Source organism: Rufibacter glacialis (assembly GCF_008271745.1).
Classification (GTDB): Bacteria; Bacteroidota; Bacteroidia; order Cytophagales; family Hymenobacteraceae; genus Nibribacter; species Nibribacter glacialis.
In genome coordinates, this window is the sequence record NZ_VKKZ01000025.1 from 190,636 (window position 1) to 213,340 (window position 22,705).

At 55.2% G+C, this 22,705-nt stretch carries 13 protein-coding genes; 11 read left to right on the forward strand and 2 right to left on the reverse strand.

Going from position 1 to position 22,705, the window contains the following annotated elements:
- Nucleotide 1: 1 nt before the first annotated feature.
- The 7 genes from FOE74_RS19880 (at nt 2) to FOE74_RS19910 (ending at nt 14,024) form a co-directional block, all read left to right on the forward strand.
- Nucleotides 2-1,330 carry a TolC family protein gene (locus tag FOE74_RS19880; protein WP_149100387.1) on the forward strand — a complete coding sequence of 443 codons (1,329 nt, stop codon included), beginning with the start codon at nt 2-4 and terminating at the stop codon, nt 1,328-1,330.
- 24 nt (nt 1,331-1,354) lie between these two features.
- A complete protein-coding gene (locus FOE74_RS19885; protein WP_149100388.1) occupies nt 1,355-2,497 on the forward strand; it encodes an efflux RND transporter periplasmic adaptor subunit in 1,143 nt (380 codons plus the stop codon).
- Between the two features lie 31 nt (nt 2,498-2,528).
- On the forward strand, nt 2,529-5,702 hold the full coding sequence (locus FOE74_RS19890) for an efflux RND transporter permease subunit (protein ID WP_149100389.1): 3,174 nt from the start codon (nt 2,529-2,531) through the stop codon (nt 5,700-5,702).
- A gap of 75 nt (nt 5,703-5,777) precedes the next feature.
- On the forward strand, nt 5,778-6,266 hold the full coding sequence (locus tag FOE74_RS19895) for a hypothetical protein (protein WP_149100390.1): 489 nt from the start codon (nt 5,778-5,780) through the stop codon (nt 6,264-6,266).
- Between the two features lie 432 nt (nt 6,267-6,698).
- Nucleotides 6,699-11,204: a glutamate synthase large subunit gene (gene gltB / locus FOE74_RS19900; RefSeq protein WP_149100391.1), complete on the forward strand. Its 4,506-nt coding sequence runs from the start codon at nt 6,699-6,701 to the stop codon at nt 11,202-11,204.
- On the forward strand, nt 11,204-12,658 hold the full coding sequence (locus FOE74_RS19905; protein WP_149100392.1) for a glutamate synthase subunit beta: 1,455 nt from the start codon (nt 11,204-11,206) through the stop codon (nt 12,656-12,658). Before gltB ends, FOE74_RS19905 begins: the two co-directional genes overlap by 1 nt.
- Before the next feature lie 517 nt (nt 12,659-13,175).
- Nucleotides 13,176-14,024: an alpha/beta fold hydrolase gene (locus FOE74_RS19910; protein ID WP_149100393.1), complete on the forward strand. Its 849-nt coding sequence runs from the start codon at nt 13,176-13,178 to the stop codon at nt 14,022-14,024.
- 364 nt (nt 14,025-14,388) lie between these two features.
- Here FOE74_RS19910 and FOE74_RS19915 read toward each other — a convergent pair whose 3' ends face one another.
- On the reverse strand, nt 14,389-15,888 hold the full coding sequence (locus FOE74_RS19915) for a DUF6600 domain-containing protein (protein ID WP_149100394.1): 1,500 nt from the start codon (nt 15,886-15,888) through the stop codon (nt 14,389-14,391).
- 383 nt (nt 15,889-16,271) lie between these two features.
- Between FOE74_RS19915 and FOE74_RS19920 the strand changes: the two genes are divergently transcribed.
- A complete protein-coding gene (locus FOE74_RS19920; RefSeq protein WP_149100395.1) occupies nt 16,272-17,600 on the forward strand; it encodes a sensor histidine kinase in 1,329 nt (442 codons plus the stop codon).
- 174 nt (nt 17,601-17,774) lie between these two features.
- Here FOE74_RS19920 and FOE74_RS19925 read toward each other — a convergent pair whose 3' ends face one another.
- Nucleotides 17,775-18,284: a hypothetical protein gene (locus tag FOE74_RS19925; RefSeq protein WP_149100396.1), complete on the reverse strand. Its 510-nt coding sequence runs from the start codon at nt 18,282-18,284 to the stop codon at nt 17,775-17,777.
- 1,032 nt (nt 18,285-19,316) lie between these two features.
- Here FOE74_RS19925 and FOE74_RS19930 point away from each other — a divergent pair.
- The 3 genes from FOE74_RS19930 (at nt 19,317) to FOE74_RS19940 (ending at nt 22,671) form a co-directional block, all read left to right on the forward strand.
- Nucleotides 19,317-20,084: an SGNH/GDSL hydrolase family protein gene (locus FOE74_RS19930; RefSeq protein WP_149100397.1), complete on the forward strand. Its 768-nt coding sequence runs from the start codon at nt 19,317-19,319 to the stop codon at nt 20,082-20,084.
- 30 nt (nt 20,085-20,114) lie between these two features.
- Nucleotides 20,115-21,755: a M28 family peptidase gene (locus FOE74_RS19935; protein ID WP_149100398.1), complete on the forward strand. Its 1,641-nt coding sequence runs from the start codon at nt 20,115-20,117 to the stop codon at nt 21,753-21,755.
- 448 nt (nt 21,756-22,203) lie between these two features.
- Entirely contained in the window at nt 22,204-22,671 is a 468-nt protein-coding gene (locus tag FOE74_RS19940) for a GbsR/MarR family transcriptional regulator (RefSeq protein ID WP_149100399.1), read from the forward strand.
- The last annotated feature ends 34 nt before the right edge of the window (nt 22,672-22,705 follow it).

Here is a 22,705-nt window from a genome sequence, read left to right on the forward strand (position 1 = left end):
TATGAGAAAAAACAAATACCTGCTTCCGCTGCTGCTGAGTTGCCTGCTGGCACCTTGGGCGTTGTGGGCCCAGGTAACCCCAGATAGCACCGCTGGCCGGTTATCACTGGAGCAATGCGTGGAGTACGCGTTGAAAAACCAGGCCCAGGTGCAGCAGGCCCAACTAGAAGAGGAAATCGGAGAGCGCCAGATCAGAGCGCAGTTGTCGGGTTGGCTGCCGCAGGTATCAGCCAATTATGCATTGACCCACAATTTGAAAAGACCCCAGACCGTGTTTGGGGATCAGGTCATTACCGTAGGCCAGAAATATACCTCTAACCTCAACCTGCAGGCGAACCAGACCCTGTACAGCAATGACCTGCTATTGGCCAGCCGGGCCGCCCGGTTCACCAGAACCGCGCTGGACCTTAATACCCAATCCACCAAAATCAACACGGTGGTAGAGGTGAGCAAGGCTTTCTACAACGTGTTGCTGAGCCAGGAGCAGCTGCGCATCCTGAACGAGAACATCACCCGGCAGGAAAAGCAGTACCGTGACGCCCGCGCCCAGTATGAGCAGGGCCTGGTAGACAAAACCGACTACCAGCGCGCCAGCATCACCCTCAACAGCATCAAAGCCGACCGTAAAAGAACCCAGGAAGCCATCAAAGCCAGTACCGCCCTGCTTCAGGAGCTCATGGGCTTACCGCTGGGTTCATCGCTCTCCCTGGCCTATGACTACAACCAGATGCAACAGAACATCCTGGTAGACACCACGCAGAACGTGACCTTCGCCAACCGGGTAGAGTTTCAGCAGCTGCGGACCCAACGGCAGATCCAGGACCTGAACACCCGTTATTACCGCTGGGGCTTTCTGCCCACGGCTTCGGCGTTTGTCAACTACAACCCTACCTATTTCAGCTCCACCTTCTCAGACATCTACCGCCAGGCCTACCCCACCTCGGCCGTAGGCCTGCAAGTAGGCATCCCTATTTTTCAGGGAGGGAGAAGGCTGCAGAACGTGCGCATCTCTGAACTGCAGGCCCAAAGCCTGGACGTGGAACTCACCAACATCCAGCGCCGCATCAACACTGAGTACCAACGGGCTCTTGCCAACTACAAGAGTGATTACAATGACTGGCTCACCCTGCAGGAAAACGTGCGGCTAGCCGAAGAAGTCTACAACGTGATCCGGCTGCAGTACAATGAGGGCATCAAAACCTACCTGGAACTGATTGTGGCCGAAACTGACCTCAGAACCGCCCAGCTCAATTATTACAATTCCCTGTACAACGTGCTGGCCAGCAAACTGGACGTGCAGCGCGCCCTGGGTACCATAGCAGTTAACTAATCAGCGAGAAAAACCATTAGCACCATGAAGTTACATCTATCCATCGTGGCGGGGCTATCCCTGTCTACCGCTCTGCTGGTTTCCTGCGGCAAGAAAGAGGCGCCCCAGCAGAATCCCATGAACGCCGCCGTCCCCGTGAACACCTATACCGTGACCCAAGAGCATGTCACGGGCACCGACACCTACCCTGGCACCGTGGTTCCGCTGAACGAGGTGGAATTACGCCCCCAGGTAAGTGGCTACATCAGCCAGATCTTTGTCAAAGACGGCCAGAAAGTGACCAAAGGGCAGAAACTATACGAGATTGACCGCTCCAAATACCAGGCCGCCTACAACCAGGCCCAGGCCAACGTTCGCAGCGCCCAGGCCAATCTGAACCGGGTACAGAAAGACCTGGAGCGGTATGAGAACCTGGCCAAGCAAGACGCCATTGCCCGCCAACGCGTAGACTACGCCCGCGCCGATGTGGAGACCGCCCGCGCCAATGTGGCGGTAGCCCGCGCCCAAGTAGCCAGCGCCTCCACAGATTTAGGGTATTCCATCATCAAGGCGCCATTCAGCGGTACCATTGGCATTTCACAGGTACGGGTGGGCTCTCAGGTGTCTCCGGGGCAAACGCTCCTGAACACTATTTCCTCAGAAGGCCCTACCGGCGTGGACTTTGTGATCAATGAGCAGGAACTGCCGCGCTTTAACCGCCTGCGCCAGGGCAAGCAGCCTGATTCGCTGTTCACGCTTACTCTTTCTGGTGGCTCCACTTATCCGCATACCGGTAAACTTACGGCCATTGACCGGGCTGTTGGCTTGCAGAGCGGTACCATTACCGTACGTGTCAGCTTCCCTAATCCAGACCGCCAGCTGGTGGCCGGCATGACCGTGAGCGTGAACGTGCTGAACCAGGACATTGGGCAGCAACTCACCCTGCCTTACCGGGCCGTGACCGAGCAATTGGGCGAATACTTTGTGTACAAGGTCTTAGGAGACTCCGTGCAGCAGCAGAATGTGTTACTGGGAACCCGCTTCCAGGATAAGATCGTGGCCCGCGAAGGCTTGAAAGAAGGCGATGTCATTGTGGTGGAAGGCATCCAGAAGCTGCGTCAGGGGTCAAAAGTGCAGGTTGGCGCTCCCCAGGCCGCCGGAGGAGCCCCAGCAGCCGGAGCCCGATAATTACGTTTAAAGCAGCTTTTTCAGAAACAGTATGATATCTGATGTATTTATAAGACGGCCCGTTACTTCCATCGTGATCTCCATTGTGATCGTGTTGGTAGGTACCCTGGCTATGATGAGTTTACCCGTCACCCAGTACCCTGACATTTCTCCGCCTACGGTGTCAGTGTCAGCGAATTACACGGGGGCAGATGCCCAGACCGTGGAGCAGACGGTGGCCACGCCCATTGAAACCCAGATCAACGGTAGCCCCGGCATGGCTTACCTCACCTCTACCAACACCAGTACCGGCCAGATGAACATGACCGTGACCTTTGAGGTGGGCACCGACATTGACATTGCCACCCTGGACGTGCAGAACCGGGCCAGTATCGCAGAGCCCAGCCTGCCGGAGGAAGTACGCCGCTTAGGGGTAACTGTCCGGAAGCGGAACCCCAGCATCTTGATGGTGATCGGGATTTACTCGCCCAATAAAAGCCACAACGTCCAATACCTGGACAACTACGCCAACATCTATGTGAAAGACGCGTTGCTGCGCGTGCAGGGGGTGGGTGACGTGACCGCCATTGGCCAGGACTTCAGTATGCGCCTGTGGCTGCAGCCCGACAAGATGGCCCAGTATGGACTGAGCGCGAACCAGGTGGTGGCTTCCATTCAGGAACAGAACATGCAGGTGGCCGCCGGTACCGTGGGTGCCCGGCCGCAGTACAACACCCAGGCCTTCCAGTACCCCATCACGGTGAGTGGCCGTCTGGTGACCAAAGAGCAGTTTGAGAACGTGATCATCCGCACCAACCCCGAGGACGGTTCTTTGGTGTACCTGAGAGATGTGGCCCGCGTGGAGTTCGGTCAGTTTGACTATGGCCGCCAAGCCACCATCAACGGAAACCCGGCCTCCATGATGCTGATCTACCAGTCGCCGGGCTCCAACGCGGTGGCTACCGCCGAAGGCATCTACTCCACCCTGGCGGAGATGAAGAAATCCTTCCCCGCCGACGTGGATTACATTGTCTCGTTTGAGTCGGTGACGGTGGTAGAGGTATCTATCAATGAGGTAATCGTGACCCTGTTGGAGGCCTTGGTTCTGGTAATCATTGTGGTGTTCCTGTTCCTGCAGAGCTGGCGGGCTACCCTGATTCCAATTCTGGCCATTCCCGTGTCTATCATTGGTACCTTCATCTTCTTCATTCCGCTGGGCTTTACCATCAACACCCTGACTCTCTTTGGGTTTGTACTGGCCATTGGTATTGTGGTAGATGATGCCATTGTGGTGGTGGAAGCGGTGCAGCATTACATTGACCATGAGCGGCTTTCGCCGAAGGAGGCCACCCGAAAGGCCATGAAAGACATCACGGCGCCGGTGATTGCCATTGCCCTGATCTTGGCGGCGGTGTTTATCCCGGTGGGCTTTATACCGGGTATCGTGGGCCGGCTGTACCAGCAGTTCGCCATCACCATCGCCATCTCGGTGCTGATCTCCGCGTTTGTGGCCCTTACCCTTACCCCAGCGCTTTGTACGCTCATGCTGCGCCCCATGAACGTGAACCGCGAATCCAGGGGCTTGAACAAGTTCTTCTACAAATTCAACAACTGGTTTGCCAGAACCACGGAGTCCTACTCGGTGGGTGTGCGCAAATCCATCAAAGCCGCGCCGCTGGCTTTGATCCTGCTGGTCTGCCTGTATGTGGGCACGGTGGGCTTGTTCGCGAATAAACCTACCGGCTTTATCCCTACGGAAGACGAGGGCCGCCTTTTCATCTCGGTGGAATTACCGGAAGGCTCCTCGGCTACCAGAACCCAGGCGGTGCTGGAGAAGATGTCGGGCATCATTAAAGAAGTACCGGCTATTCAGAACGCGACCTCCATCTCCGGTTTGAATGCCATCAACTTCTCGTTCAAGTCCAACAGCGGTACCTTCTTTGTGCAGATGAAACCCTGGGACGAGAGAAAGGAAGAGTCTATGCAGTTGCAGGGCGTGATGGCAGATCTGAACAAGCGCTTCTCCGCCATCAAGGAAGCCAACATCATTGTGGTGGCTCCGCCGGCCATTCCGGGTCTGGGGCAATCTGGTGGTTTCAGCTTCATGCTGGAGCAACGCTCTGCAGGTGACATCAAAGACATGGAGCGGGTGATGGGTGAGTTCCTGATGGCCGCGAACCAACGGCCCGAGATCGCCATGGCCTATAGTTTCTTCAACACCCGCACCCCCGGCTACCACGTAGACGTGGACCGCGAGAAAGTAAAGAAACTGGGCCTGAACCTCAGCGATGTCTTCTCTACCATGTCTTCTTACATGGGGAGCCGCTACATCAATGACTTCACGCGCTACGGCCGTAACTACCGGGTAGTAGCCCAGGCAGATACCTCCTTCCGGATGGACATCAAAGACCTGAACCAGTTCTACGTGCTCAACCGCCTGGGTGAATCAGTGCCTTTGAGTGCCGTGGTGTCTACCAGAGTAGTAGAGAACCCCGCTGTTATCTCGCACTACAACCTGTTCCGGTCTGTGGAGATCTCAGGAAGCGCGGCCCCAGGCTACAGTAGCGGCCAGGCCTTAGCGGCGCTGGAAGAAGTGGCAGCCCAGACCTTGCCCGCCGGGTACGGCTATGACTTCTCTGGTTTGAGTCGTGAGGAACTGGCGGCAGGCAACAGCACGGTGTACATCTTCGCGCTGTCTATCTTGCTGGTGCTGCTGCTGCTGGCTGCTCTCTATGAAAGCTGGTCGGTGCCGTTCTCCATCCTGTTTGCCATTCCGTTGGGTATGTTTGGCGCCATCTTAGCCTTGACGTTCCTGCCCAAGCTGGACAACAACGTGTACGCCCAGATCGGGATGATCACCCTCATTGGCCTGGCCGCTAAAAACGCCATTCTGATTGTGGAATTCGCCAAAGAGCGGGTTGACCGCGGCATGGAATTGGTTGAAGCCACCATTGAGGCGGTACGCCTCCGCCTACGGCCGATCATCATGACCTCGCTGGCCTTTATTCTGGGGGTTGTGCCGTTGGTACTGGCCTCAGGGGCGGGCGCCGTTTCCCGCCAGACCATTGGCTGGGTGGTGATTGGCGGTATGTTGGCCGCTACGTTCCTGGCTATCTTTATTGTACCGGTGTTGTACGTGGTGATCACGCGCCTGGCCTACGGTAAAAAAGGCCTGGCCGAGCTGCGCGAAAAGCACGGTGGTATTGACTATGACCATGAAGTGTAAGTAGCGTCACTTCCTTTATAGAAAAGCCCTGGCCCCTAATGCCAGGGCTTTTTACTAGATTTAGAGCCTCTTTTTATGAAAACACGTCAAAAAAACTCGGTCCAGGGCCGCACACCCCTGGTGCTTTTTCTGGCCTTGTACCAACTGGCCGGGGGACTGGTGGGCCTGGGCCTTTGCCTGAAGATGATTCCGGCCTTGCAGCAGCCTTCTACCTCTACCTGGGTGGGGATTGTGCTGGCGGCCGTGCTCTATACCTTCTCTATTCTGTGCGGCTTTCTGCTGTTCCAGGTTACCCGGCAGGCGTTCCTCTTTTCCCTGGCGAACCAGATCTTGCAGGTCTTCAGCTTCGGGGTGACCGGTTTGGCGTATAACTATGTGGCAGGCCTCAAGGTGGGCGTGGGAGTAGATTTTCTGACGAGCTGGGTGTTCAAGCTCAAGTTCTCCCTTTCTTCTTTCACCTTCAGCGTGGGCACCCACACCGGGGCGTCGTTTGTGGCAGTCAACCTGCTGGCCCTGGTGCTGCTGTATCTGTTAGAGCGAGCCAAGGAAGCGGCCAACGTATAACCCCCCTGTTTTTTACCCAAAAGCCAGAAAGTACCTGAAAAACGGGCTCTCTGGCTTTTTTTGCTTCTACCTGGGTTTAAAAAGGCGCTCTTTTGGTCTGTACTAGCTGCGTTTTTACCGTTATTTTCCCAAAACAGCAGAAAAACCTGTTCCTTCTCCCAAAGCTTTTCTTTCTCCTCCCGCAGTTGCCCTGCCCTGACTCTCAGACCGTTACTTAGTTAAATTTTTCATTTCACACCCATTATGAGATTCACAACACAGGCTATACCAAAAGGATTAGAAATAACATAACTTCAACGATTCGATAATTTATATTATAATTCATCAAACCTAACGCTTGTTTTGCATAAATTTTTCAAAATAAGGGTTGATTTATTGAGTTTTTTTCTCCAATTTCCTGATTCACCCTTACCCGAACGAACAAACAAAGGAATGAATCAGGCCGACGAATTTGGTAAAGGGCTTTACACGCCCGAATTAGAGCACGACGCTTGCGGTGTTGGATGTGTGGTTAATTTAGATGGTCAGAAAACCCACGCCGCGGTAAAAGACGCGTTGACCATGCTCAAGAACATGGAGCACCGTGGGGCTACCGGCAGTGACCCCGAGACGGGAGACGGCGCCGGTATTTTGGTACAACTCCCCCATGAGTTTTTCAGGAAAGAACTAGCCGAGTTCGCCATTACCCTTCCGGCCCAAGGGAGCTATGGCGTAGGCATGGTGTTTTTCCCCTCGGTGTACGAGGTACGCGAGAAGTCACGTAAAGTCTTGAACAACTGCCTGCGCAAGCTGGGCCTCAGCCTCATTGGGTACCGCCTGGTGCCCGTGAATGGCCAGGTACCCGGCCACGGCGCCAAAGCAGTGGAACCCTACATAGAGCAGGTGTTTGTGCAGCCGGTAGACCCCACCATTCAGGGCGAGGACCTGGAGCGCAAATTGTTCGTGCTGCGCAACCTCATCAGCAATGAGACCCGCAAGAGCGTGCGCGGCGAGAACGGCACCTTTTACATTGCCTCCTTCTCTTCGCGCACCATCATTTACAAAGGTCAGCTCAAAACCGACCAGCTGGAACGCTATTACCATGACCTGCGCCACCCTGAGTTCAAGTCGGCGCTGGCGGTGGTGCACTCGCGCTTCTCCACCAACACGTTCCCTAACTGGCGCCTGGCCCAGCCCTTCCGCTTTATCGCGCACAACGGCGAGATCAACACCATCAGGGGCAACGTGAACAAGATGAAGTCCAAGGAAGCACTCATGTCCTCGCCTCTGTTCACCCCAGAGGAGATGCAGTGGCTGATCCCCATCACCAACCCAGAAGATTCAGACTCTGCCAACCTGGACGCCCTAGTGGAACTGCTTACGCTCTCTGGCCGGCCGCTGCCGCACGTGATGATGATGCTGGTGCCCGAGGCCTGGCAGAACAACGCGCACATGGACACCTATAAAAAGGCGTTCTATAAATTCCATGCCTCGCTTATGGAGCCCTGGGATGGCCCGGCCGCCCTCTTCTTCACCGACGGCACCCAGATTGGCGCTACTTTGGACCGCAACGGCCTGCGCCCTGTACGTTACTGCCTCACCAAACAGGGCCGGCTTATCATGGCCTCTGAGGCGGGAGCGCTGTGCGTAGACCCCAAAGACGTGATCAAGCGCGGCCGCCTGCAACCCGGCAAGATGCTGCTCGCGGATATCTCCCAGGGAAGGATATATGAGGACGAGGAGATCAAGCAGCTGGTGTGCAATGACAAGCCGTATTTTGACTGGATTCAGAAAAACCGGATCAAACTGCGCCTGCGCCCAGAGCCGAAAGTGCTGCTGCAGCCTTGCTCACCAGAAGAACTTCGGCAGCGCCAGAAAGCCTACGGCTACACCCGCGAAGACCTGAAGATGCTGGTAGAACCCATGGCGGCAACGGGTTATGAACCGGTGGGCAGCATGGGATCAGATACCCCGTTGGCGGTGCTCTCGCAGCACAGCCAGCACGTATCCAATTACTTCAAGCAGTTCTTCGCGCAGGTGAGTAACCCGCCCATTGACTCCATCCGGGAACGGTTGGTGATGTCGCTGTTCACCCGCGTGGGCGAATCACTGAACATTTTAGATGAAAGCGAGGCGCACGTGCGCCAAATCCATATCTCGCAGCCGGTCATGGACCCCGTGGAATTCCAGAAGCTGGTGTTCCTGAAAGAAGAGGGCTTTGAGCACGAACTGCTGGATGCTACCTTCTCTACCCGGGAAACCGGTAACCTGCAGCGCGACATTGACCGCATCTGCCAAGAGGCCGAAGCCGCGGTGCGGGCAGGCAAGAAAATCCTGATTATCTCTAACCGCAACGTAGAGGAACAGCGCGCAGCTATTCCGTCTTTGCTGGCAGTGGGCGCGGTGCACCACCACCTGGTGGAGAAACGCATCAGAACCAAGGCAGGGCTGGTGGTAGAAGCCGGTGATGCCTGGGAAACCCACCATTTCGCCACTATCATCGGGTACGGGGCCAGCGCGGTGTATCCGTTCCTGATCTATGACACCATCAAGAGCCTGCATGACCAGCAGAAGCTGGACAACGCGAAGCCGTACACCCATTATTTCCAGAACTTCATTACCGCGGTAGACAACGGCTTGCTCAAGATCCTGTCCAAAATGGGCATAAGTACGCTGCAGAGTTACCAAAGCTCCCAGATCTTTGAGATTCTGGGGCTGGGCCAGGAAGTGATTGAGAAGTGTTTTAAAGGCACCACCAACCGCCTGGAAGGCCTCAACTTTGAGGATCTGGAACGGGAGGCCCTTACCAAGCACCAGAGCGCGTACCTAGACCTGGAGAACCTGCTGGAGTCCGGTGGTTTCTACCAGTGGCGCCGCGACGGCGAAGAGCACCTACTCACGCCCAAGGTGATCCACCTGCTGCAGAAATCCACCCGGCTCAACGACTTCCTGTTATATAAGGAGTATTCGCGGTCAATCCGGGAACACCAGCAGAAAACGGCCATCACGCTACGCAACCTGTTTGAGTTCCGGAAGCGGCAGTCGGTGCCCTTGGAGGAGGTGGAGCCGGTAACCGCTATTCTGAAACGCTTCGCTACGGGGGCCATGTCGTTTGGGTCTATCTCGCATGAGGCGCACAGCACGTTGGCCATTGCCATGAACCGCATTGGCGGCAAAAGCAACAGCGGTGAGGGCGGCGAAGATGAGGCGCGTTACATCAAACATGCCAACGGCGACTCGGAGCGCTCCCGCGTGAAGCAGGTGGCCTCGGGCCGGTTTGGCGTGACCAGCCATTACCTGGCCAACGCCGACGAGATTCAGATCAAGATCGCGCAGGGCGCCAAGCCTGGCGAGGGCGGCCAGTTACCGGGCCACAAGGTGGACCACTGGATTGCCCGCGTACGTTGCTCCACTCCAGGCGTAGGCTTGATCTCCCCACCGCCTCACCATGACATCTACTCCATTGAAGACCTCAAGCAGTTAATTTTTGATGTGAAGAACGCCAACCCCAAAGCCCGCATCAACGTGAAGCTGGTGGCCGAGGCCGGCGTGGGTACCATTGCCTCGGGCGTGGCCAAAGCCAAGGCAGACGCCATCATGATCTCCGGCGCTGACGGCGGAACCGGAGCCAGCCCGCTGAGCTCTATCCGCCACACCGGCCTGCCCTGGGAGATCGGCTTAGCCGAAGCGCACCAGACCCTGATCAAGAACAACCTGCGCAGCCGCGTGACCCTGCAAACCGACGGTAAGATCCTGACCGGGTATGACCTGGCCGTGGCTACTTTGCTGGGCGCCGAGGAATACGGGGTGGCCACTGCCGCCCTGATCGCTGAAGGCTGTATCATGATGCGCAAGTGCCACCTGAACACCTGCCCCGTGGGCATCGCCACCCAGAATCCGGAACTACGCCAGCTCTTCACCGGTAACCCAGACCACGTGGTGAACCTGTTCACGTTCCTGGCCATGGAATTGCGGCAGATCATGGCCTCCCTGGGCTTCAGAACCATCAATGAGATGGTGGGCCAGTCGCAGATCCTGAAGATCAGGACTGACCTGAACCACTGGAAACTGAAAAACCTGGATCTGTCCCCTATTCTGTACCAAGAGTACGCGCCCCGTAATGTGGGCACCTACAAGCAGATTGAGCAAGACCACGAGATTGCCAAAGTCCTGGACAAAAAGCTGATCAGAGACCTGAAGAAAGGCAACACCGAGGTGGAATACCGCATCAACAACGTAGACCGCGCCGTGGGTACCATGCTGTCATATGAGATATCCACCACCTTCGGCAAGCATGGTTTACCGGAAGATTCCTTCAAAACCACCTTCTACGGCTCTGCCGGACAGTCTTTTGGCGCCTTCCTGGCCCCGGGCATCACGTTCCGTTTGATGGGTGAAGCTAATGATTATCTGGGCAAAGGCTTGTCGGGTGGGAAACTGATTCTGCAGCCGTTCAAGGAAAGCCAATATATGGCCCACGAGAACATCATCACAGGCAATGTGGCGCTGTACGGAGCCACCTCGGGCAAGGTGTACATCAACGGCCTGGCCGGGGAGCGCTTCTGCGTGCGCAACTCCGGCGCCGAGGCGGTGGTGGAAGGCATTGGCGACCACGGCTGCGAGTACATGACCGGCGGTAAGGTGCTGGTGCTGGGCGAGATAGGCAAGAACTTCGCGGCCGGCATGAGCGGCGGCATGGCCTACCTCTACGCCCCAGACCCCAGCTACCTGGAGCAATGCAATCTGGACATGGTGGCCCTGGAAGCCCCTGAAGCCGAAGACCTGCGCTGGATGGAGCAGAAACTACAGGAGCACGTGGCCTATACCGGCAGTGTGCGGGCCCAGGAGTTCCTGGCCAACTGGGAGCAAACCCAGCAACAGTTTATCAAAGTAATGCCGCATGACCTGAAGAAGGCCCTGCAATTGAAAGAAATGGAAACCGAAAAAGTACTGGCCTAATGGGAAGAGCAGACGGATTTTTGAAATACCACCGGGAGGTGCCCGCCACCCGCGACCCTAAAGTGCGGGTAAACGACTCCAACGAGATTAACCTCCCTTTTCCGGAAGAGAAGACGAAAATACAGGCCACCCGCTGCATGGACTGCGGCATCCCTTTCTGCCACAACGGCTGCCCCTTGGGTAACCTCATCCCCGACTTCAATGATGCGGTCTCAGAAGGCGATTGGGAACGGGCCATCAGGGTGCTGTACAGTACCAACAACTTCCCGGAGTTCACGGGCCGCATCTGCCCGGCTCCTTGTGAGAGCAGTTGCGTCTTGTCCATCAACAAGCCCGCCGTGGCCATTGAGCACATTGAGAAGTCCATCGCTGAGAAGTCCTTTGAGCTGGGCCTGGTAAAACCCAACCCTCCGTTGCAGCGCACCGGTAAGAAAGTGGCCGTGGTAGGCTCCGGCCCCGCCGGACTAGCTGCCGCCGCGCAACTGAACCAGGCCGGCCATAAGGTGACCATCTATGAGAAAGACGAGAAAGCCGGTGGTTTGCTGCGGTACGGTATCCCAGATTTCAAACTGGAGAAGTGGACCATTGACCGCCGCCTGGCCATTCTGGAAGCCGAGGGCATCAAGTTCAAGTACAACCGCAAGATTGGGCAAGACACCACGCTCAAGAAGCTGTACCGTAAATTTGACGCCGTGCTGCTGGCCATTGGGTCTTCCAAACCGCGCGCCATCTCTATACCCGGCAACCACCTCAAAGGTATCCATTTCGCCATGGATTACCTGGGGCTGCAGAACCGCCGGGTAGACGGCGCGGCTATTGCGACGGAGCAGGACATCAACGCACTGGGCAAACATGTGCTGGTAATTGGCGGCGGTGACACCGGTTCAGACTGCGTGGGTACAGCCAATCGTCAGTTTGCCCAGTCGGTGACCCAACTGCAGTACCGCTACATGCCCAGTTCAGACCGCCATCCGCATAACCCCTGGCCCGAGGAACCGGTTACCCTCTCCTCGTCTTCTTCGCATGAAGAAGGCTGTGAGCGGAGTTGGGGCTGGCTCAACAAGGAATTCATTGCGGATGAGAACGGGCACGTGAAAGGCCTGCGCGTGGTGGAACTGGAATGGAAAAACCAGAGCGAATACACTGAAAAGCCCAACAGCGAGCGCATCCTGCCCTGCGACCTGGCACTGATTGCCATCGGGTATGAGCGCCCGGAACACGAGGCCTTCACCGCCAACTTCAAGTTTGAACTGGACCGCCGCGGCAACTTCAAGCTCAACGACTGGCAAACGAACGTACCGGGGGTATTCTCGGCCGGTGACGCCTGCCGCGGCCAATCTCTGGTGGTCTGGGCCATCTCAGACGGCCGTGAAGCCGCCCGCGCCATAGACGTGTACCTGATGGGGAGCTCTGAGTTACCTTCTAAGGAATTGTCTAAATACCAGCTGTTTTAAGGGCGTATCAAGTAGCTGGTATCAAGTAGCACGTATTTGTTTCATATAAAGCCCTGCGCTTGCCTTTTGGGTGAGGCGGGGCTTTTTGCGTGGGTTGTCTTTGTGTGGTGTTTTGGGAAAAAGAGGGCGGAAACAGATTGGCAACGGCCTTGGCAGAGACACTCGTAGGAGCTGCGCACACTACGAGGTCTTTGGAAGTGCCATTAGGTTGATTTGAGGATTATTTTCTGGAAAGGTGGCAAAAACAGAAGATTTTAAACATAGATGTTTTCCTGGCATCAGATTGACTCATAGCGAAGACTTGTCCTTCTGCAGTTTGGTAATGATTCCCGGTGAGCCTTATCAGACTCATGACTCAAGACTTAAAACTCAACCTGACCTCGTAGTGTGCGCAGCTCCTACGAGTGTCTCTGCCAGGGCCGTTGCCAATTCTCTTTCCGGCTTGTTTTCCTGAAATCTGGCGTAAAATGGAAAGACCTTCCTTATTTCCGTAGACACCCTAGAGAAGGAAGCCAGTATGGAAACGAGAGAAAAGTATTACCGCACCAATGGCATGGAGCTACATACCGTAGAAGCTGGCTCACCTACCGGAAAAGTCATTCTTTTCCTGCACGGGTTCCCCGAATTCTGGTATGGCTGGAGAAAGCAGCTGGCGTTCTTTGCCGAAAAAGGTTTTAGGGCCGTGGCTCCTGACCAACGGGGCTACGGCCTCAGCAGCAAACCACAGGGAGTAAAAGCATATACCATTGACCAGATAACCCAGGACATAGTTGATCTTATTCCCCAAATCACCCAGGAGAAAGTAGTCCTGGTGGGGCATGATTGGGGTGGCGGCGTCGCCTGGAACCTGGCGCTTCATTTCCCTGACTTGCTGGAAAAATTGGTGATTTTGAACATGCCGCACCCAGCTGTCATACATGACCACCTCCGGCATAACCCCAGACAGATGCTGCGCAGTTGGTACGCCTTTTTTTTCCAGGTGCCTTGGGCGCCCGAGGCCTTGAATAGCGCCTTCCACTTCAAACTCCTGGAAACCATTATGACAAGGTCAGCCCTGCCTGGCACCTTCAGCCCGCAAGACATGGCAGCTTACAAGGCGGCCTGGGCTCAGCCTGGCGCCTTAGAGAAGATGATCAATTGGTACCGCGCTTATAAATACAACCCCGTGAAGGCAAGTCACCCAGTGGAAACGCCCACTCTGTTACTCTGGGGAAAGCAGGATACATTCCTTGGATCAGAACTGGCCCTGCCCAGCATGGGCCAGTGCCGGCAAGGCCAACTTGTGTTCCTGGAAGAGGCAACGCACTGGCTCCACCATGAACAGCCAGAAAAAGTAAACGGATTGATCTATGATTTCCTGCAATGATGGGGATTTCCCTAACCTGAAAATCCGCAAGAAACCGTCTAATCTTTGATTCTAGTTCTTCCTCTTTTGCTTAGGGATAGTTAACCAGCACAGGAGAACCCAGGGGCAGCAGAGGTCCTTCTTCATTTTTGAATGCTTTTCTTTATGCCTGCACTGCTGGGGCAGGTCGTCCCCGCAGGCATTTTATTATGTTCACGTTCCATCCTTGAATTTACGTTGAAGGCCTATAAAACATGCGTGGCTAAGGGTTTTCCTTATGGAGTGGAAAGGCGCCTTCTTTTGGAGAATCGATGCGAAAACAGGCAAAAAAAACCGCACCTCAAAGAAGTGCGGCTTTCCTATCATTCATTAAATCAAAAACGGTTTAGTTTCGGCCACTCCGGCTGCCTTCTCTCCTGGTGGGAGAGGATTCCTGCCGGGGAGCCGCTGTGCGCTGCTGGGCAGGTTCCTGGGAAGGAGCCGCTACCTGGCGGCTTCTCGGTTGGTACTGCCCGGAAGAACCCGACTCCTGGGTGGCCGGCTGCCGGTATTGCTCCGCGCTACCAGACTCCTGACGAACCGGTTGCCGATACTGTCCTGAGGAACCAGATTCCTGGCGGGAAGATGGCCGGTACTCTCCTTGCTCTGCATTCTGGCTCCGGCGAGGCGAATATTCTCCTTGCTCTGCAGGCTGGTTTCTACGAGGCGAATACCCTCCTTCCGTTGCCTGACTTCTGCGCGGAGAATACCCTCCTTCAATGGATTCGCTTCTGCGGGGGGAATACCCTTCTTCTGCCCGGCCAGCCGCTTCCTGGGTGGCCGAACGGGTACGGGTGGCCCCGCCTTCTCTGGTGCGGGCAGGTAACTCAGTTCTTTCTGTCCTGGCGGGTGCATTCTCCTCTCCTGCGGGGGCCGGAGAAGCCGTTTGGGCGCTTTGCCGTTCTCTGGTGCGGGCCGTTCTGGGTTCAGTGGTTCTCCGCTGCTCAGAAGAAGGTTCCAGGCTGGTGCGGCTGCGCGCAGAACCGGCTCCTTCCGTTGTGCGGGTTCTGTCTATGTTGCTGCTCCGGTCGCTTCGGCCTGCAGGTCCATTGCTGTCTGTAAGCCGTGAACGGGTCATGCTGTTGTCGCGGGCCTCTACGCGGGCAGGGGTTTCCTGGCGGCGCGAACTTACCTCGGGCCGGTAGATTCTCACGGAGTTATTGGCCACCGCTGTTCTGCCCGGCCGGCTGTCATGGTCAACCCGGTAGACGTTCACTCGGCGGTTGGTGGCGCGCTCTATGTCCTGGTTTCTTGGCCCGTACACGTAGCGGCGGTTGTCGCGCTCATAGTAGTTGTTGATGATGGTGGTGCGGTGGTAGATGTTCACCACCTGCGTTCTGGGCACGCAGTAAGAATAGATGCGCGGTCTGGTGATGTACATGACCGGCACAAACACCCAACGGGCCGGAGCCACTATAATGTTGATTCGGGGTCCCATGGGAGCCCAGCCATAGTAACCGTCGGTATGGCGCCAGTCTACCCAGGCTGGTCCCCATTCATTGCCGGGTACCCACAACCATCCGTAGAAATCATCATAGTACCAGCGGCCGTAGTGGAAGGGGGCCCAGCCCCAGTCATAATCAGACACCCAGGTGTTGCCGTAGTCGGTCATGACCCAGTGGCCGCGGGAGGCATAGGGTTGAAAATCGCGTTCTACGTCTGGCGACCACACATAACCGTACTCTGGGTCGTTGATCCAGCGGCCGTAAGGGTCCAGTTCATCATAGAAGGTCTGGAAAGACACGCGGTCTCCCGGACGGGCCTGCGCCTCAGAGACTCTGAGCAGGGTAAGAGACAAGAGGGCAAGTACCCCCAGCCCCCAAAAGCTTCGTAAAAAAGTCTTCATAAAATGGGTAGTTAGGTTGGGCAGCGGCGCGAAAAAAGATCACGTTTCCTACTCAATTGGGTGAACAGATGAAGAAAACTATTTTCTTTTGTGGCAGTCCAAAGACCTTGCCAAAACCGGGCGTTTTAGACGTCCTTTTTAAATTTTAATCCCACACCTTCAGCGCGTGCCTTGTCCGGGGCGGAAGAATGGTTAAACCACTCTGACTCTGCCCATCATAACGAACCTTTCCCCAGATCATGTCTAGGGTGCTTCGGTTCTCTTCCTCAGAAAAATCCAGGCTCAGATTATTTATATATAAATGCTATAGAGTACATTTGGCCTTAACAACTGGACTTTCACCCCGGCCCTAGTAAGCCCCTTTCCCTATACCAGAGACTACGTTGGATTATTACTTCTTTTCGGCGCCCCAGCATTCCTCCGTTCCGGCTTTACAGCAAGAGTATGCCCGGCAGAATCTAAGAAAGCTTAAACTGGTGGGGTACCTGGCCATGACCGTTTCGTGTGGCATCCTGCTTTTGCCGCTCCTGTTTCCGGTCCTGAACCAGACAGCCCATGTGCAGTTCTTCAGGGGCCTGAACATTGCCCTGGTTTTCGCCTCCGCGTTGTTCCTGTGCCTGCAAGAAAGCCTTTTCCCCGCGGAAGACCTTTCCTTCCGGCCCTGGCTCGCGCAGGCGTTGTGCCTGGCTTTTGCCCTGGTCTTCGTGTCTTGTTGCCTGGGCGTGACGTTCATTGCGCAGTCCAACCCCAAGAACACCTTGACCATGTACCTGCTGGGACTGGTGACCGTGGCCTTTCTCTGGGAATTTGAATATTACCAGACCTTGGTGCTGATGGGCCTTACCACAGCGGTTTTCTCGCAGGTGCTGCGGTTCTGTCACTTAAGCACTGAGCAAATCCTTCTGAACCATTGCCTGAATTTCCTCATCATGGCGTGCTTCTTTGTGCTTTCCCGCTTTATGTACAGCTTCCGGGCGGCCCACTTTATCCAATTGCAGGAGATTGAGAAAAAGAACCAGCGAATACAAGAGATTAGCCAGGCCAAGTCTGAGATTCTAGGCGTGGTGGCGCATGACCTGCGCAGCCCTTTCAACAACATTGAGATGATCATCTCGCTGCTCCAGAAACAGAACAGCACGCCAGAGCAGGAGCAAAAATACCTGGACCTTATCCTGACCAGTTGCCAGTCATCAAGGGACACCATCAATGAATTGCTGTACGTGGCCCGCGAAGACGACCAGCAGGACATACCGCTGGAAAAGCTGGACCTCTGTGCCCTGCTGCAACACGTGCACCAGGAGTGGCAAGCCCACTTGCAAGGCACCCGCAGTCTTCAGCTCCAACATCCGCCCGAGCCCCTGTACGCCCACCTGAACAAGGAACGGTTTTTCCGGGTAATGAATAACCTGGTCTCCAATGCGGTTAAATTCACGCCGGCCAATGGTTCCATCACCCTCAGGGTAGGGCAAAAAAACAGGACCCTGCACCTGGAGGTCAGTGACAACGGCATTGGCATTCCTGAGAAACTGAAGCCGCACTTGTTTGACCGCTTCTCCAAGGCCCGCCGGCGCGGCCTGAAGGGTGAAAAATCTACCGGCTTGGGCCTGAACATTTGCCGGCAACTGGTAGAGCGGCACGGGGGATCACTGGAGGTGGACAGCGAAGAGAAAAAAGGCACCACCTTCCGGGTAACTCTGCCCGCTGCCGTCTAACCCCCTTGGCCACCCCACGACAAGAGAAAGTGGTTTTAGCCTTGGTTTCATAAACCAGGACCAAAACCACTTTCTCACATTCTGCTTGAGTTGGCTCAAGGCTTTCCAACTATATTCTTCCCCCTCGGGAAGGAAGGCCAGATGGCTTGCTTTCCATATGGGAGTTATTTGCTTTTAGCTGTTGCGGACTTTTTTCAGACGGCCGTTTTTACCACCTTCTTTCTCGTGGCGGTCTCCACGGTTGGCCTGCATCTGCTTGCGCTCCTCTTGGTATTTGGCGTATTCCTTAGAACTCACAATGCTTTTGAATTCCTGGTCCCAAGAGGCCTGAAGCTGTTGCATCTGCTGGCGTTGCTGCTGCTTCTGGCTACGGTCACCACTTTGGGTTAATTGGCCGCGAAGGCTTTCCCTTTGCTGGGCGTGCTTCAGGTTCAACTCCTGCAACTTCCTGGTTTTAGAGCTGTTCAGGTCCAGCTTTTTGCTCAGCACCTCGGTGCGTTTGGTGGCCCACTGCTCTGGGGTCAGCTTCTCCTGTTTCTCTCCTCCCCGGCGGAAATCTCCTCTGTCCTTCCGGCCGTACTCTGTTCTGTTCTCTGATTTCTGTCCGCGTTGGGGGGTGGTTTGGGCATACGAAGTTCCGGCTACGGCCAGACCTAAGGCCATCATGGCAAAATACTTTTTCATTTTCGTTTCTCTTTAAGGGTTTCGTTTCAAGTGGGGCCGGGCGGCTTGCCCTGCTTTCTTGACCCTTTGCAAAGCTGATGCCAGAAAAAGAACCACCTCCCCCAGAACTACCCCAACCGGACAAACCCCACCCTTTAACGGCCAGAACCGTCCCTTAACCGGCCAACTTCTTTGTAGGTGGAGAAGGCCTTAAACTTTGAACAAAAAAAGGCAAAGAAAACCAATACCCTACCATCAGGGAAAACAGCAAATGAAATGGCTGAAAGACCCGGATTACGGCGGTTTTGGTCATTTCCTTGCCTTGGCCGCTGCGTGGGGCTGGGAATAAAACCTATTTAGGCAGGAACATATCAGTTGGCACCATTGTTGTAGATACAAATATGAAAACGAAATACGCTTTGACTTTAGGCATTATTGTTTTATTATCGTAAAATCAATTGCAGGTTTCGTCGTTGGTACAGACAGAAGGGAGGGACCAGGCTCTATGAACTTCAGGCGCCTTTTCAGTAAGGGGGTCGCTCCTGACAAATTTCACAGCTTACAAGAATACAAGAACCATGAAAAATAGCACGCTTTCTTCCATTGCTACGTTGATAAAGAATTTGATCTCCAGATTAACCGGCCCCACCTTGCAACCCATTCCGGTTCCGGTTCGGCCGCAGGGTAATCGTTAGAAACAGCAAGCTCTTCCGGCTCCTCTGGCAGCAGAAAACCAAACCGGAAGATATTGCTCTCTTTCACCTCTTTGCCTCCCTGTCACTATCGTGGCAGGGATTTTTTTTACCCTTTGCCCCGGCGCTCAGGTAGCAGCAGAAACCACAGCGTTTAAAGGTTCTTTTTGGCAAAACGGGCCCAAAACCGCCCATCCCGGAAACTGCCCAGAATGAATAGCCTTGGTAAACTGCATTTTAAGGCTGATTCCTGGAAAAGAGGCCCGAAAGACGGTCATTGGGGCAAGGCTTGCTGGGCCCGTCTTTTGTTCGGTTGGTTCTGAGTTATTTTTGTAATTTCCCCACCTAAACCATACCTCCCATGGCACCGTCCTCTGATTCTTCCCGCCGCCGTTTCCTGAAGCACACCGCTTTGGGCGGCATGGCCTCTCTATCCATTCCCGGCATTATCACAGAGGCTCTCGCCGGCGAGAAGCAGGCGCCGGTCACCCTCAAAAAAGACAGCGTGCTGCTTTTTCAGGGGGATTCCATCACTGATGCGGGTCGTAACCGGGAGGCGCAGGAGGTTAACTCCAGCCGCAACCTGGGCGGGGGCTACGCCATGCTGGCCGCGGCCGAACTGCTGCACGCCCACCCCCAGAAGAACCTGAAGATCTACAACAAAGGCATCAGTGGCTTTAAGGTGTACCAGGTGGCCGAGCGATGGGAAACCGATACCCTGGCCCTGAAACCAGACGTGCTCAGCATCCTGATCGGGGTCAACGACTTCTGGCACACCCTCTCCTCTGGCTACAAAGGCACCCTGCAAACATATCAGCAAGATTTCAAGGCCTTGCTGGACCGCACCAAGCAGCGCCTCCCAGACGTGCAGCTCATCGTGGGCGAACCCTTCGCGGTGAAAGACATCAAGGCGGTAGACGAGAAATGGTTTCCGGCTTTTGACGCGTACCGGCACGCCGCCCGCGACCTGGCCCGCCAGTTCAACGCTGCCTTTGTTCCCTATCAGAGCGTGTATGAAAAGGCGCAGAAACAGGCGCCGGGCGTGTACTGGACCTATGATGGCGTGCACCCCACCCTGGCCGGCGCCCAATTGATGGCCCAGGCCTGGCTCAAGGCCGTCAAACCCTAATCTTCTATCCTGATTTCTATTTTCTTACAAATGAACTATAAACTTCTGCTCTGCGGTGCCCTGCTGTTGTCAGGTACCACGTTCGCCCAAAAGCTTTCCCTGGACAAAGACGTTACCAAAAGCCTGGAAACGGTAAAACCCCAAGCCCTGAAAGGGCATATCCAATATCTAGCTGATGATCAACTGAAAGGCCGCCAACCCGGCACCCCTGGCTACCAGATGGCCGTGGACTATGTGGTGCAGCAGTTCAAAGGGCTGGGCGTGCAACCGGCCGGTGAAAACGGCACCTACGTGCAACAGGTGCGAATCAGGAAAGCCTTCGCAGGCAAAGACGCCACCCTTTCCCTGTCTTCGGCTGGCAAAACCACTGCCCTGGTCCCAGGAAAAGACTTCGCCGTTTACCCCAACCCGCAGAACCCGCAGGTGAACCTGGAGGCCCCGCTCGTTTTTGCGGGGTACGGCATCACGGCCCCCGAAGTAGGCTATGACGACTATGCCAACCTGGACGTGAAAGGCAAGGTAGTAGTCATTCTGCGCGGTGCGCCCAAAAATTTCCACTCTACAGTAGCCGCCGCCAGCATGCACTTTTCCTCTATTCTGCAGAATGCGGTCAACCACGGGGCCGTGGGGGTGATCATTGGCAGCAACAACCCCAGTGCCCGGGCCACCGTGCCAGATCTGAGCCGGGGCGTGAACAGCGTCATGACCTCTGACGGAAAGGTAGCGGCCTCCGGCAGCTTTGTCTCTGACCAGTCCAAACTCTTCGCGTACATCAACGCGGCCACCTTCCAGACCCTGCTACAAGGCGCCGGCCTTGACACCGCCCAGGTGGTAGCCAGCCTGAAGAACGGCAAACCTTCCTCGGCGTCTTTGCCTGCCCGCCTGCAAAGCCGCTACACCTCCACCTACCAGGACTTTGACTCCTATAATGTAGTGGGCAAGATCACGGGGGCAGATGCCACCTTGCAGAAGGAGTTTGTGGTGCACAGCGCCCACCTGGACCACATGGGCATAGGCGCGCCCGTGAAGGGCGATTCAATATACAACGGCGCCCATGACAATGCCTCTGGGGTGGCCAGCGTTCTGGAGATCGCCCGGGTGTATTCCCAGTTAAAGCAGAAACCCAAGCGGTCGCTTCTGTTCGTGCTGCTCACCGCCGAAGAAATGGGTTTGCTGGGCTCGGCCTACTTTGCCAAATATCCCACCGTACCCAAGCAGAGCCTGGTGGCCAACATCAATACCGACATGCCCACCATCATTGCCCCGCTTCTTTCAGCGGTGGCCCTGGGGGCAGAGCATTCCTCGTTGAAAGCACCCGTAGCCAAAGCCGCCGCGCATCTGGGTATTGCCGTGGAGGCAGACCCTGAACCGGACCAGAACCGGTTTATCAGAAGTGACCAGTTCAGTTTTGTGGCCCAGGGCATTCCGGCGCTGCACATCAAATACGGGAACAAGACGCCGGACGGGCAGAACAACCTGAACAAGAAGGTGGAAGTATGGCGCGCCGAGTTCTACCACAAGCCGCAGGACGAGCTGAACGATTCCTTTGATTTTGAGGCCGGCCGCCGCTACGTGCAGCTGAACTTCCTGATCAGCTACCAGGTAGCCCAAGCCGCCCAACGCCCCACCTGGAACGCCAATGACTTCTTTGGCGGCCGGTACGGGAAATAACCAAACCTATTGGCCTCTGCTGACCTCCTGTTTCAGGGCTGTTTCCGTAAAAACGGCCCTGAAACAGGAGTTTTTTTTTCCAACCTTAGCTACCTTTTTTTCTTCGGCCGCCCTTGCCCCTGGAATACCTGCCAACCTGAGGCTGAAAGCTAGATTGCACCCATTGACCCGACCGCATTTACAGGCGCATGACCAGGCAGTCAGCCACCTTTTTCTTTTTAGGCTTCTTTATAAAAAGGAGGCCCTAAACCCTTACCTTTGCCTTATAAAATAGAGCCACCCAAGGCTCCCCCCCTCTTTTATCAAACCACATCACCCTGATTTACCGCCCATTACAAGCTATCCTTGAATAGACAAAAATAAATCTTTTATTTGGTTCTCTAAATTATGAACTAAAGAAACTAACGTATACCTTTGTGGTGTTCTTAAACAAAAGAAAGGGACGATAGTGGCACAGTTAACGCAAGAACAAAGACAACTCATTGAGAAAATAGGCATTTACCATGAGCAGCAGGGGTTTCCGCCCGTGACTGGCAGAATCATGGGGTTGCTTTATGTCTCAGACCGGCCTCACCTCAGTTTCGAAGAGATTGTGGAGAGTTTGAACATCAGCAAAAGCGCCACCAGCAATGCCCTGCAACTGCTCCAACAGATGCGGCTCATTGAATACACCACGTACTCAGGCGACCGCAAACGGTATTTTGGGGCCTTGCTGGAGAACTGGCATGAAGAGGTGCTGAACAAGATGGAATCTATTTTGGCCTTCAGTAAACTACTGCGGCAGGCCAATGAACTGAGAGGCCAGTTAAACCCTGAAATGAACGAAAGGGTGCTGGAGCGCATAGAGTTTTTGGAGTTTCTTTCCAGAGAGGTTCCGGCGCTCATGCATAAGTGGCTAAAAGAGAGGAATCAATAATTTTTTTAACCGTTTAGTTCTTTTATTTCAGAAC

Coding starts and splice junctions, on each gene's coding strand:
- FOE74_RS19880 (WP_149100387.1), top strand. CDS start 2: ATGAGAAAAAACAAATACCTGCTTCCGCTGCTGCTGAGTTGCCTGCTG.
- FOE74_RS19925 (WP_149100396.1), bottom strand. CDS start 18,284: ATGAAAAAGTATTTTGCCATGATGGCCTTAGGTCTGGCCGTAGCCGGA.
- FOE74_RS19895 (WP_149100390.1), top strand. CDS start 5,778: ATGAAAACACGTCAAAAAAACTCGGTCCAGGGCCGCACACCCCTGGTG.
- gltB (WP_149100391.1), top strand. CDS start 6,699: ATGAATCAGGCCGACGAATTTGGTAAAGGGCTTTACACGCCCGAATTA.
- FOE74_RS19885 (WP_149100388.1), top strand. CDS start 1,355: ATGAAGTTACATCTATCCATCGTGGCGGGGCTATCCCTGTCTACCGCT.
- FOE74_RS19905 (WP_149100392.1), top strand. CDS start 11,204: ATGGGAAGAGCAGACGGATTTTTGAAATACCACCGGGAGGTGCCCGCC.
- FOE74_RS19915 (WP_149100394.1), bottom strand. CDS start 15,888: ATGAAGACTTTTTTACGAAGCTTTTGGGGGCTGGGGGTACTTGCCCTC.
- FOE74_RS19935 (WP_149100398.1), top strand. CDS start 20,115: ATGAACTATAAACTTCTGCTCTGCGGTGCCCTGCTGTTGTCAGGTACC.
- FOE74_RS19890 (WP_149100389.1), top strand. CDS start 2,529: ATGATATCTGATGTATTTATAAGACGGCCCGTTACTTCCATCGTGATC.
- FOE74_RS19930 (WP_149100397.1), top strand. CDS start 19,317: ATGGCACCGTCCTCTGATTCTTCCCGCCGCCGTTTCCTGAAGCACACC.
- FOE74_RS19910 (WP_149100393.1), top strand. CDS start 13,176: ATGGAAACGAGAGAAAAGTATTACCGCACCAATGGCATGGAGCTACAT.